Raw genomic sequence first — 14,381 nt, 5'->3', positions numbered from 1 at the left:
GAAGTTGCAGGACGAGTTCAGCGCCCTCATCGCCGACTACAAGGCCGGCAGGATCAGCGGCGACACGGTCAGGGACCTGCTGGAACGGACGAGGCGGGGGGAACGGCCCCGGGAGCTCTCGGAGGGGCAGCGTGGCCTCTGGGCGCTCCAGAGGTCCTACCCGGGGACCTCCGCCTACAACGTTCCGATGTGCTTCCGTGTCGGCGACCTGGACACGGCCGTCCTGCGCGAGGCCTGCCGGGCGGTGGTGCGGGAGCATCCGGTGCTCAGTACCGTGATCCACAGCGCCGAGGGCGTTCCGTACCAGTCCGTCGACCCGGAGCGCCCGCTCGACTTCTCCCACCGGTACCTGGCCGAGGACGAGGAGATGCCGGACGCGCTCCGACGGGAGAAGGAGCGGCCCTTCGAGATCGAGGGAGGTCCCCTGCTCCGGGTGCGGGTCCTCGAACGTCCGGGGGATGAGGCCGTCGTCCTGGTGGTCGTCCACCACATCGTCTTCGACGGCAGCTCGGCCCGGATCCTGGCGGACTCGCTGTTCGGTGCCTACCAGGCCCTGCTGGAGGGAAGGGACGTCCCCGGACCGGACCACGCGGAGGTGGCGTTCCACGACTTCGTGCTGCGGGAACGGCGCAGGCTCGCGGAGACGCGCTCCTCCGCTCTCGCCCACTGGCGCGACAGGCTCGACGGGCCGCTGCCGCTCCTGGCCCTTCCCACGGAGCGGCCGCACTCACGGGTCCGGAACCCGTTCGCCGGAGCGACCCACTCCAGCGATCTGCCCGAGGAACTGGCCGCGAGGGTCGCCGGTCTCGCGGATGCCCGCCACGGCTACGTCTCGGCGACGTTGCTGGGCGCCTTCGCCGCGACGCTGGCGACCTATTCCCGGGAGCCGGGGATCGTCGTGGGCATGCCGGTGGACGAGCGGGACGGCGCGGAGTCCCACCGGGCAGTGGGGCTCATGATCACCATGATGCCGGTCCTGATCGACCTCGCCGAGGACGCGCCGTTCCAGGTCCTCGCGGACCGTACCCAGCGCGAGGTCCTCGACGGAATGCTCCACGGCTACCCGCTCCCGGCGCTGGTCCGGGAGCTGGGGACCGAGCGACGGGAACACCGTTCCCCCCTCTTCCAGACGGCGTTCGCCTACCAGGACGTGCTCGACGGGATCGACGACCCCGACCGCCCGTACCAGTACCTCGACGAACCCCACCAGGAGGGGGAGTACGAACTCTCCCTAGAGGTGTGGAGGCGGGGGGCGGGCTTTCGACTGCACTGGAAGTACCACCCGGAACTCTTCTCCCGGGACTTCGTCGCCCGGCTGGGCGAGCGGTTCCTGCGACTCCTCGACCATGTGACCACCAGGCCGGAGACCACCGTCGGCGAGCTGCGCCAGCGCTTCGGCGGTGGTGGGGAGGCTCCCCGCGTCCACGAGATGATCCGGGAGACGGCCCGGCGCCGTTCCGATGCGGTAGCCGTGTCCGACGCGCGCGGATCCCTGACCTACCGCGAACTCGACCTGCGGAGCCGGGGGCTCGCGGCCCGCCTGAGCGGGAGGGGCGTCGGTCCGGGCGACCTCGTCGCCGTCCTCATGGAGCGTTCCTCCGACGTGGTCGTCACCTTCCTGGGCGTGCTCAGGGCGGGCGCGGCCTTCCTGCCGCTCGACCCCGAACTGCCCGCCGAGCGCCTGGCCGACATCCTGGAGGACAGCTGTGCGCGCCTGGTCCTCACCCAGCGGTCGTCGGAGGCGTCCGCCCGGGAGTTGCTCGACCGCCTTCCCGACGACGCGTCCGATGCGCCCCGAGCCGAGGTCGTGGTACTCGACGCAGGATGGACGGATCCGGTCGGGGGCGGGGCGCCGGAGGTGGGGGTGACCGGCGACGACCTCGCCTACGTCATCTACACCTCGGGGAGCACCGGCCGTCCCAAGGGCGTGATGGTCCCTCACCGGGGGCTGGGCAACCTGCTCCGCTCGATGGCCGAACGCCCGGGGATGAGCGCGGACGACACCCTCTTCGCCGTCACCACCACCAGTTTCGACATGGCGCAGGTCGAGCTGTTCCTCCCCCTGGTCACGGGGGCGCACTGCCATGTGTGCGACAGCGCCACGATCAGGGACGTCGAGCTGCTCAAGGACCGGATCGCCGCCGTTCGCCCGACCGTCATGCAGGCCACTCCGGCACTGTGGAGCATGCTGTTCCACTCGGGCTGGCGCAACGCCGAGGGCCTGCGCGCCTTCACCGGAGGGGAGGCGCTCTCCAGGACGCTCAAGGAGCACTTCCTCGACTCCGGCACCGAGGTGTGGAACCTGTACGGGCCGACCGAGGCGACCGTCTACGCCACCGGCACGCTGGTCCGGAGGGACGCGCCGATCACGATCGGCACCCCGGTCGCCGGCGCCCTCGTCCACATCCTCGACGAGCGGCTGCGTCCCGTGCCCCCGGGCGAGACGGGCGAACTCTGCATCGCCGGCCCCGGGGTCGCGGCGGGCTACCTGAACCGGCCCGAACTGACGGCCGAGCGATTCGTGCGGGACCCCTTCGCGCCGGAGGGGAGGATGTACCGGACCGGGGACCTGGCCCGCTGGAACGAGGACGGGGAGATCGACTACCTGGGCCGGATGGACTTCCAGGTGAAGATCCGGGGCCACCGCGTCGAACTGGGCGACATCGAGTACCACCTGGGGCGGCACGAGGACGTCGCCGCGTGCGTCGTCGTCGCCCGGGGGGAGGACACCGCCAGGCAGCTCGTCGCCTACTACACGCCGGAGCGCCCGGGAGGGGCCGGGAAGGGGACGCGCGGGTTCCGGGACTTCCTGCGGGACAAGCTGCCCGAGTACATGGTTCCGGCCCACTTCGTTCCGATCGACACGATCCCGCTGACCGGGAGCGGCAAGGTGGACCGCGGCGCGCTGACACGGCGGGAGATCGTCGTGGCGGACACCGCTGTGGTGACCGGGGCCGGGTCCCTCGCGGACGTGGAGGCGGAGGTCCTCGGGTGCTGGCGTGACGTGCTGGGTGTCAGCGGTGCCGGCCCCACCGCGTCGTTCTTCGACCTCGGGGGGAGTTCGCTGTCCGCGGTCATGCTCGCCGAGCGGATCAGCCAGCGTCTGGACGTGCCGTTCGCGGCTCCCGACCTGTTCAGGTACACCACCGCCCGCGCCGTCGCCCGGTACGCACACGACGCTCGTTCGCGTGCGGCGGCGGAGGGGGCCGCTCCCTCCGGCGGTACCGGGCCCGCCACGGGGGGCGGGGCCGCGGCGCCGCGGGAGCCGCGGCGGCCGACCGTGCCCGAGGACGCGATCGCGGTCGTGGGTGTCTCCTGCCGGTTCCCGGACGCCGAGGACCACCGGGAGTTCTGGCGGAACCTCACCCGGGGCAAGCGGGCCACGGGGCTGTGGACGGAGGATGAGCTGCGCGGCGCCGGGGTTCCCGAGCGGTTGCTGGAGAACCCGTCCTTCGTCCCGCTCCGGTCCTGTCTGGACCGCAAGGACTCCTTCGACGGTGAGTTCTTCCGCCTGTCGCCCCGGCACGTGGCCCTGATGGACCCGCAGTTCCGACAGTTGCTCGTGCACGCCTGGAAGGCGGTGGAGGACGCCGGGTACGACCACCGCGACCTGCCCGGCACCGGCGTCTACGTCAGCAGCGGGAACCACTTCTACGGGGCGCCCTCGGACGACGGCGGGCCGTCCCGCGGTGTGATCGAAAACCCGGAGCAGTACCTGTCGTGGGTGATGTGCCAGGGCGGCACGATCGCCTCGATGATCTCCCACCAGCTCGGGTTCGGCGGACCGAGCATGTCCGTGCACTCCAACTGCTCGTCGTCGCTGAGCGCGCTGTCCCTGGCGGTTCGGGCGATCCAGTCCGGCGAGACCGACCAGGCGCTGGTCGCCGCCGCCTCGGTGTCGCGGCACGACGGCCTCGGGTACGTGTACCAGCCGGGGCTCAACTTCTCTGGTGACGGCCGCCTCAAGGCGTTCGACGCCGACGCCGACGGGATGGTGGCCGGAGAGGGCGTGGTCGCGTTCCTGCTCCGCCGCGCGCGCGACGCCGTGGCCGACGGGGACCACGTCTACGCGCTGGTGCGTGGCGCGGCCACGAACAACGACGGCGGTCAGGCCACCGGGTTCTACACCCCGAGCGTCGAGGGGCAGAGCCGGGTGATTCGCGAGGCCCTGGAACGGACGGGCGTCGACCCCGCCTCCATCGGCTACGTGGAGGCGCACGGCACCGGTACGAAGCTGGGGGACCCCGTCGAACTGGCGGCCCTGACCGACGCCTACCGGACCTTCACGAAGGAGGTCGGCTACTGCGGGATCGGATCGGTCAAGTCGAACCTGGGGCACCTCGACACGGCCGCGGGCCTGGCGGGCGGCCTCAAGGTGGTGCTCAGCCTCCACCACCGTCAACTGCCTCCGACCATCAACCACACCGCCCCCAACCCCCATCTGCGTCTGGACGGGTCGCCCTTCCACGTGGTCGACCGCCTGACCGACTGGTCCGCGGGGCGGACACCGAGACGGGCGGCACAGAGCTCCATCGGTCTGGGCGGGAGCAACGCCCATGTCGTCTTCGAGGAGTACGAGGGGGACGCGGTGCGGGACGTCGAGGACGACGGCTGCGAACACGTGGTGCCGCTGTCGGCACGGGGACGGGACAACCTCACACGTTATGCGTGTGATCTGCTCGACCACCTGGGCGACCGGGACGCCCGGAGCGGGCCCACACCCCTCCGGCTCCGTGACCTGGCGTACACGCTCCAGGTGGGGAGGGTGCCGAGGGAGCACCGGGTGGCGTTCGTCGTGCGCGACCTCGACGAACTGGAGGCCGAACTCGCGCTGTTCGTCCGGGGGGACGCGTCCGCGCGGCGGCACACCGGACGGGTACCCGCGACCGACCGGGACGAGGGGGACGCGCCGTTCGCCCGTCCGGCGGAGGCCGACGGATCCGAGGAGCTCGCACGGGCCTGGGTCCGGGGTGGCGGGGTCGCTTGGCGCACGCTTCCGAGGACCCAGGAGTGCCGCCGGATCAGCCTGCCGTCCTACCCCTTCAGCGACGTACGCCATTCCTGGCCCGAGCCCGGTCTTCCGGGGGAGCCCGCGGCGGGCGCCGACGCTCGCCCACCGGTTCGGGCGCACGTGGCGGGGAGCGGGGACCGGAGACACCGCACGCGTTTCACGGGCGACGAGTACCTGCTGCGCGATCACGTCGTCGACGGTCGCGCGATCCTCCCCGCCACGGCCTGTCTGGACATGGTCCACACCCGTGTCAGCCGGACCGTTTCCGGGGCGGACGGGCGCGTGACACTGAGGAACGTCACCTGGCTGCGTCCGCTGGAGGTCGGTCCCGGCGGCCGGGAGGTGGAGCTGACCCTGTCCCCGGTGGCCGGGGCGGACACGGACGCCCCGTCGGGCCCCCTCACCTTCACACTGGCCTCCCGGGAGGAGGAGGGCGACCGGGTCCACGCCCAGGGGCGGGTCGAGACCGGGCCCGTCTCCGCCGCACCGGACGTCGACCTGGAGCGGTTGCGCTCGGTACTCGGGGCACGTCCGTTGACCGGCGAGGAGTGCTATGGACGCATCACCCGCATGGGGGTGCGCTACGGTCCGGGCTTCCGCCTGGTCCACACGCTCCTTCGCGGGGTGGCCGAGGGGCGTCGGGAGGTGCTCGCCGAGTTGCGGCTGCCCGAGGACCTCCGCGGCTCCTTGGAGGAGCACACGCTGCACCCGAGCGTCCTAGACGCCGCGATCCACGCGTCACTCGGCCTGGACCCGTCGCTGGACTCCTCCATCGCGTCCGCCGACGGGGAGGCCGCCACGGCGGTGCCGTTCGCCCTGGACGAGCTCACGGCGTACGGGCCCCTTGAGGAGGTCATGTACTCCTGGGTGCGTCCGGCGGCCGGACGAGGGGGAGACCGCACGGTGCTGGACGTCGACCTCGTCGACGGTCGGGGACGGGTCCGTGTCGCGATGCGCGGACTCGCCTACCGGAAGGCCGGGACGCGACCGACGGACGAGGGGGCCGACCGCGACTCCCGACTGCACACGCTGGTACCGGTGTGGGAGCCGAGGAGCACCGACCGGCGGGACGCGGGGGTGCTCGCCTTGGACGCCGACGCGCGCGCGGCCGGGGGCCGGGTCCTCGTCTTCGGCGCCGCCGAACGCCTGCGCGGCGGGATTGGGGAACCAGGCCCCGGGTACCGCGAGGTCCGGCTGCGGCCGGGGGCCACGGTGGAGGAGATCGCCGAGCTGATCGGCGCGCCCTCGAACACCGACCCGCTCGCACACGTGGTCTGGGCGGCCCCGGAGGAGGCTCCACCGTCCGAGGGGCTCACGGGCGCGTCGTCCGGTCAGGAACGGGGCGTCATCGAGGTCTTCCGGATCGTCAAGGCGCTGCTCGGCCTCGGGTACGGGACCAGGGCTCTGGAGTGGACGGCCGTGACCTTCGGTACCCAACGGGTGCGCGAGGGGGAGCGCGTGGCGGCCACCCACGCGAGTGTGCACGGGCTGATGGGCAGCCTGGCCAAGGAGCACACCCGGTGGACGGTACGCGCCGTCGACCTGCCCCGTGACGCGGAGCCCGGGTCGTTCGGCACGGGGGCGCCGCCCACGCCCCCGAGGCCGGGCGCCACGCTGGCCCTGCGGAACGGTCGGTGGTTCTCCCAGGAACTCCTGCGCGTGCCGCACGCGCGTCCGGGCACCGCCCCCTACCGCCACCGCGGCGTCTACGTGGTCGTCGGCGGCGCCGGCGGTATCGGGGAGCTGTGGAGCCGGTACATGGTCGAGCGGTACCAGGCGTCGATCGTGTGGATCGGCCGTCGCCCCCTCGCGGGAGAGGTCGAGCGGAGACTGGCCGGGCTCAACGAGCTGGCCGAGAGCCGCGGCGCACGACCGCCGCTCTACCTCTCCGCGGACGCGAGCGACCTCGGGAGCCTGCGCGCCGCCCACCGGCGGATCAGGGAACACCACCCCCGGATCCACGGTGTGGTGCACTCCGCCATCGTCCTCGCCGACCGCGTCCTGGGGAACATGGAGGAGGACGAGTTCCGCGCGGCGCTCACCTCCAAGACCGACGTCGGCGTCAATCTCGCCGAGGTGTTCGGCGGCGACGACCTGGACCTGGTCCTGTTCTTCTCGTCGGTGGAGAGCTTCGCCAGGGAGGCGGGACAGGCCAACTACGCGGCGGGCTGCACTTTCAAGGACGCCCTGGCGAGGGAGCTGCGTCAGCGGTGGCGGGACGCGTCCGCCGGTCCGGAGCGGACCCCGCCCGTGGTCAAGACGATCAACTGGGGCTACTGGGGTGCGGCCGGTGTGGTCAGCGACGAGTTCTACCGGGAGCGTCTGGCCGAGGCCGGTGTCGACTCCCTCGATCCCGAGGAGGCGTTCCGCCACCTGGCCGCCTTCCTCTCCGACGACCACGATCAGGCCGTGCTCATGCGGACCTTCGGCGACCGGGCGCTGCTCGGCCTCACCCTGGGCGAGCGGCTCCACCGGGAACCGGTACGCCTTCCCTCCGTCATCGAGGAGGCCGAGCGCGGGTACGGTGCCTCCCCCGGCGACCTGGAGCGCCTCCGACGGCACCTTCCGGACGAGCGCATGTGCGACCTGGCCGTCCAGATCCTGTTCGCGACGTTGCGTGACCTCGGCCCGGACGACCTGGAGCGGCGTGTGCCCGCCCGACTCCACCGGTGGCTGGAGGAGAGCGACCGCCTGCTCGCCCGGTCCGGGCTCGTCGAGGTGGTCGACGGCCGACGGGTGCTCCTGGAACGGGGCGCCCCGCACGAGGAACTGTGGCGGCGGTGGCACGCCGAACGCGAGCGGTGGAGGACGAGCACGAGCCAGGCGGCGCGGGTCGACCTGGTCGAGTCGTGCCTGCTCGCCCTGCCCGACATCCTGACCGGGGGCCGGCAGGCGACTGAGGTCCTGTTCCCGGACTCCTCGACGTCCCTGGTCGAGGGGGTCTACCGGGACGACCCCATCGCGGAGCACTTCAACGACCAGATGGCCGCCCTGGTGGGTTCCGCCGTCCGCGCGTGGCTGCGGGACGATCCGACGAGACGCGTCCGCGTCCTCGAGGTCGGGGCCGGGACCGGGGCGACCACCACCAAGGTCCTGGCGGCGCTCGACGCCCTGGGGTCCTCCGTCGAGGAGTACTGCTACACCGACGTGTCCAAGGCGTTTCTGTTCCAGGCCGAGGAGCGGCTGGGCGGGCGGTACCCGTACCTGACCACACGCCTGTTCGACGTCGAGCGCCCGCCCGGTCCGCAGGGGGTGGCACCCGGCTCCTTCGACGTCGTCGTGGCCACCAACGTGCTCCACGCCACCAGCGACGTGTCCCGGACCCTGCGCAACGTCAAGGCGGCGATGCGCGCCAACGGCCTGCTGTTCGTGAACGAGATGAGCGGGAACACGGTCCTGGCCCACCTGACGGTCGGACTCCTCGACGGCTGGTGGGCCCACGAGGACGACGCCCTGCGGGTCGAGGGCAGCCCCGTCCTCGGGTCGGACGGATGGATGGAGGTCCTGTCCGACGAGGGCTTCGGCCGTGTCCGCCGGCCCGGCGCCGAGACGCTCGACCTGGGCCAGCAGCTCGTCATCGCCGAGAGCGACGGTGCCGTCCGCACCCCGCTGGACACCGTTGCCCCGATCGGGGAACGCGTCCGGAACGAGCGCTCCGGGGCTCCCGTAGGACGAGGAGGACACGGAACCGCGCCGGAAGGAGAGCGGGACCGTGGAACGGGGACCGACACGGAGCTGAGGGAACGGATCGAGGCGTACTTCAGGGACCTCGTGGGCCGCACCCTGCGGCTGGACGCGGACCTGATCGCCCTGGACGAGGATCTGCACGACCGCGGACTCGACTCCATCCTGGTCTCCGGGATGAACAGCGCCCTCGCCGCCGACTTCGACGAGGTCGGCAGCACGCTCTTCTTCGAGCTCCGCTCCATCGGGGAGCTCGTCGACCACTTCGTGCGGACGCGGCGCCCCGAACTGGAGCGCCTGTTCGGGCTCGGCGGGCCCCGGGCGGACCGGCCCTCCCTCCACGCCCGCGCCACCGCCTATTTCACGGATCTGGCCGCCGCCACGCTGCGGCTGGCTCCCGAGGGGCTCGCGCCGGACACCAACCTGTTCGACCAGGGCCTGGACTCGATCCTCGTCGTCCAGATGAACAACGAGCTGGGCCGGGACTTCGACGACCTCGACAACTCCCTGTTCTTCGACCACCCGACGGTGGGGGAGATCGTCGACCACTTCGTGGCGACGCGCCGGGAGCGGCTCGCGGAGGTCCTCGGCGGGGGACTGGCCCAGGACCGCTCCGTCGCGGAGCGGACGCCGTCACCCGACCCGGAACGGAGGCTGGAGGTACGGCCCCGGCCGGAACCGGAGGCCGCCCCCTCCGGCGGGCCGGTCACGGCGGCCCCCCGGGGGGAGCGTGTCCGTGACATCGCCATCGTGGGCGTGGCCGGGCGCTACCCGGGTGCGGAGAACCCCCGGGAGCTGTGGGACAACCTCCGCCAGGGCACGGACTCCACCGCGCCCTACCCGGAGGACCGCTGGTGGTGTCCGTGGGACGCGGACGCGCGCCCGACGGGAGGGTTCGTCCGTGGCGCCGCGTGCTTTGACGCCGAGTACTTCGGCCTCACGGAGGGCGAGGCGGCGGCCATGGACCCGCAGGAGCGCCTGTTCGTCGAAACGGTGCACAGCGCCGTCCAGGACAGCGGCCACACGACCTCCGGCCTCAACGAGCGGGGGCGCGTCGGGGTGTTCGTCGGCGTCATGAACGCGACGTACAACGGGCGCACCGCCCACTCCTCGATCGCCAACCGCACCTCCCACCTCTTCGACTTCCAGGGGAGCAGCGTCGCGGTCGACACCGCGTGCTCGTCCTCCCTGACCGCCGTGCACATGGCCCTGGAGAGCCTCTACAGCGGCGACAACGACTGCGCGGTCGCGGGCGGCGTCAACCTGCTGCTCGACCAGGACCACTTCAGCGTCCTGGAGGAGCACGGACTCCTGTCGCGGAGCGGGAGGTGCCGTCCCTTCTCCGAACACGCGGACGGTTTCCTCGCGGCGGAGGCCGTCGGCGTCGTCGTCCTGCGCCCCCTGGAGGACGCGCTGGCCTCCGGCGACCACGTCTACGGCGTGATCAAGGGGAGCGCGATCAACGCCGGCGGCAGGAGCGGCAGGTACGGCACGCCCAGTCTGCGGGCGCAGCGGGACGTCGTCGCACGCGCGCTGGAGAAGGCCGGTACTCCGGTCGGCACGATCAGCTACGTGGAGACGCACGGCACGGCGACCCAGCTCGGCGACTCGATCGAGATCTCGGCGCTCGCCCAGGCCTTCGGGGAGGAGGGACCGCGCACCGGAGGCAACTGCGACGTCGGCTCGGTCAAGTCCAACCTGGGCCACTGCGAGAGCGCCTCTGGCGTCGTGGGGCTCACGAAGGTCCTCATGCAGTTCCGCCACGGCCTGATCGCCCCGTCCATCAACGCCGAGGAGCTCAACAGCGGCATCGTGTTCCGGAGAACGCCGTTCTCGGTGCGGCGGGAGCTCGTGCCGTGGGAGCCGACGGACGACCGGGGCCGACCGGTTCCCAGGCGTGCCGGGGTCTCCTGCTTCGGAGCGGGAGGCTCGAACGCGCACCTGGTCGTCGAGGAGTACCCGGGGACGCCGGACCCCGAGGAAGAGCGGCACGGGGTTCAGCACCTGGTACCGCTGTCGGCGAGGACGCCGGAACAACTGAGGGAGTCGGCGCTGCTCTTGGCGGACCACCTCGACCGCGTCGCGGGCACGCCGCACGAGGCTCCGCTCCGGGACGTGGCCTACACCCTGCAGGTGGGGCGGGACGCCCTGCCGCACCGGGTCCTCCTCACCGTGTCCTCCACGGGTCAGCTCGCCTCGGCACTGCGGAGGTTCGCCGCCTCGGGCGAGGTCGACGCGCGGACGGAGCCCGCCGGGGAGATGCGTGAGTCCGCCCTGCGGTGGCTGGACGGGGGCAACGCCGACTGGCAAGAGCTCTGGCGCACCTCGCGGCCCCGGCGGACCAGTCTTCCGACCTACCCCTTCGCGCGGACGGAGTACTGGTACCGCTCGGGGGAGGCCTCCGCCGTCGCCCCGGCCCCCGAGCCGCGCACGCGCGGGGTCCAGGCTTCCTCCCACCGTGGGGAGCTGGGCCCGGAGACGCGTCTGCGGGACTGGCTCCGGGACGTTCTCGCCGCCGAGTTGACCGCCGACCCGCGGGACCTGGACACCACCGAGAGCCTTCCCGTGCTGGGGCTGTCCTCCCGGTCCCTGGTCCGGGTGGCCAGAGAGATCCAGAGCGGTCTCGACCCCGACTTCGACGCCGCGTCGCTGTTCGAGTACGACACCGTCGACCGCCTCACGGGCCACCTGGCGGGACGCGGTGCCGTGGTCGCCGACCGCGGGGAGCGGGCGGACGCCGCTGGGGAACGCCGAGGCGTGGAACCGACCTCCCATCCCCTGTCCTCGGCACAGCAGGGGTTGTGGGCACTGCAACGCGAGGCCCCGGGCAGTAGCGCCTACAACGTGCCCCTGTGCTTCCGGGTGACCGACCTGGACGTCCGCGCGCTGTCCAAGGCGTTCACGGCGGTGCGGGCCAGGCACGGCGTCCTCGCCGGAGTCGTCCGCGTGAAGCGGGGCGCGCTCGTGCTCCGGCACTCGCCGGGGTCGGAACCGGTGCTGGAGGAGCGGCACCTGCCCCCGATGACGCGCGACGAGGTGTTCGGGCTCGTCCGCGAGCACGCCAAGGAGCCCTTCGACCTGGAACACGGGCCGTTGTGCCGGATCAGCGTGTTCCACCTGTCGGACTGCACGGCCTGGGTGCTGGTGAACGCACACCACCTCGTCCTCGACGGCGTGTCCGCGATGGTGCTCCTCAAGGACCTCCTGGCGCACTACCGCGCCTTCACCGGAGGCGGGGCCCCCGACGCGGCCGCTCCCGAGGCGACGTACGCGGAGTTCGTCACCGCCGAGGAGTCCGGTATGCGGGGGGAGGAGGGAGCCGCCAGGCTGGAGTACTGGCGGAACCGGCTGTCCTCCCCGCTCCCGGCCCTGGCCCTTCCCACGGACCGGCCCCGGTCCCTCGCCGACCACGACGCGCGCGGCGCCACCGAGACGTGGCGGCTCACGGAGGAACTGGGCGGGCGGATCGACCGGTTCACCCACGACCACGGCGTTTACGCCTCGGCGGTGTTCCTCGCGGCGTTCAAGGCTCTGCTCCACCGGCACACGCGGCAGGACGACGTCATCGTCGGAACGGCCGTGAACACACGGCCCGACCGGCGGTTCGACGGGACGGTCGGCCACTTCGTCGACATGGTTCCGGTCCGCAGCCGTGTGCGGCGGGAGGCTCCCTTCCTCGAACTGTGCCGGGAGGTGCAGGCGAACCTGACCAGCGGCGTGGCCCGCGCCTACCCGTTCACGGCGCTGGTGCGTGAACTGGGGCTCTCCACGACCGACGGCGGATCGCCGGTGTTCGGCAACGCCTTCATGTACCAGGACTGGTACGAGGACGTGACCGGGGGAACCGGGGCGTTCGAGTACGTCGAGGGCATCCACCAGGAGGGCGAGTACGAACTCGTGTTGGAGGTCGTCGAGCCCGCCGACGACCTCAGCACGTATTCGGTCAGGTGGAAGTACCGGCCGGACCTGTTCGACGAGGAGACGGTCAGGAACCTGGGGCGCCAGTACCTCCGCCTCCTGGAGGAGGTCCTGGCGCGGCCTCGCCTCGCCGTCGGTGAGGCCCCGCTGATCTCCGACGAGGAGCGGCGGACCCTGACGGTGGAGTGGAACGACACCGCCGCGTCCCACCCCTCGCTCCATGTGCACGAACTGGTCTCCGAGCAGGCCGCGCGGGTCCCGGAGGCGACCGCCCTCGTGTTCGGCGGCGATTCCCTCACCTACCGCGAGCTGGACGACCGGGCCAGGCGGCTCGCCGTGTACCTGGAGACCCTGGGCGTGCGCCCGGGAGCACGGGTCGCGGTGTACATGGAACGGTCGTTCGACCTGGTGGTGGCGCTGCTGGCGACGATGAGGGCCGGCTGCGCGTACGTTCCGCTGGACCCCTCACACCCGAGGTCGCGGATCGTCCACATCCTGGACGACGCCACGGCCGAGGTGGTGCTGAGCCAGGCCGCCCTGCGGGACCGGGTGGCCGCCCTGACACCGCAGGCCGCCGCCTCCGGGACACCCCGTATGGTCCTCGTCGACGAGGACTGGCCCGAGATCGCGGACACGGCGGGCGCGCACCGGGACGTGGCCGACCGTGTCGCCGGCACCGACCCCGCCTACGTCATCTACACGTCGGGGAGCACGGGTGCGCCCAAGGGCGTGGTGGTGCCCCACCGGGCGCTCACGAACTTCCTGTGCTCGATGGCCAGGCGGCCGGGGTTGCGGCCGAGCGACCGCGTGCTGGCGGTGACCACGCACAGCTTCGACATCGCCGCCCTGGAGATCTACCTGCCGCTCGTCACCGGGGCCCTGTGCCACCTGTGCGACGGCGACACCGCGCGCGACCCGGACCGCCTCAGGCGGATGATCGGCGCCGTCCGGCCCTCCCTGATGCAGGCGACCCCCTCCACGTGGACGATGCTGCTCCACGCGGGCTGGACCAACGACGAACGGATGACGGTCCTGTGCGGCGGGGAACCGATGCCCGAGACCCTGAAGGACCGCCTGGTCGCCTCGGGGGCCGAGGTCTGGAACATGTTCGGGCCGACGGAGACGACCGTGTGGTCCACCGTCGAACGGGTCGAGGCCCACAGGAGCGTCACCATCGGTCGGCCCATCGACAACACCCAGGTCCACATCCTCGACGAGCGGGGCGAGCTGGTGCCCACGGGCGCTCCAGGCGAACTGTGCATCGCCGGTGACGGGGTCGCGCTGGGATACCTCAACAAGCCAGAGCTCACGGCGGAGCGGTTCCGCGACAACCCCTTCCCTCCCGGCGGCAAGCTGTACCGGACGGGCGACCTGGCGCGGTGGCGCGGTGACGGGTCGATCGAGTGCCTGGGCCGCATCGACTCCCAGGTCAAGATCCGCGGGTTCCGCGTCGAGCTCGGCGAGATCGAGCACGTCCTGGCCACGCACCCGGCGGTGGCGGAGTGCGTGGCCCAGGCACGGGAGCAGTCGGGCACCCAACAGCTCGTCGTCCACTACGCGCCCGTGGACGGGCACGGCGCCGACACCGGTGAACTGCGCCGGTACCTGGCCGGTCGGCTGCCGGACTACATGGTCCCCGCCTTCCTCGTCCCGGTGGAGCGGATGCCCCGCACCCCGAACGGGAAGGTGGACAGGGAGGCGCTGGCCGAACTCGGTGTGACCCGGCACGCGGGAGCGCCGGAGCGTACCCGGCGGCCGGAGCCCGCTC

At 72.3% G+C, this 14,381-nt stretch carries 1 pseudogene; it reads left to right on the top strand.

The features are described 5' to 3' along the window. Positions 1-4 precede the first annotated feature (4 nt). Positions 5-14,287 (top strand): annotated as a pseudogene (locus AC0VX6_RS28130) (amino acid adenylation domain-containing protein); the annotation flags it as partial. Between the last annotated feature and the right edge of the window lie 94 nt (positions 14,288-14,381).

The sequence above is a fragment of the Nocardiopsis sp. iso_25 genome, assembly GCF_056173305.1.
Note: the sequence above shows the minus strand (reverse complement) of the source record. Positions and strands in the feature narration are given on the sequence as shown.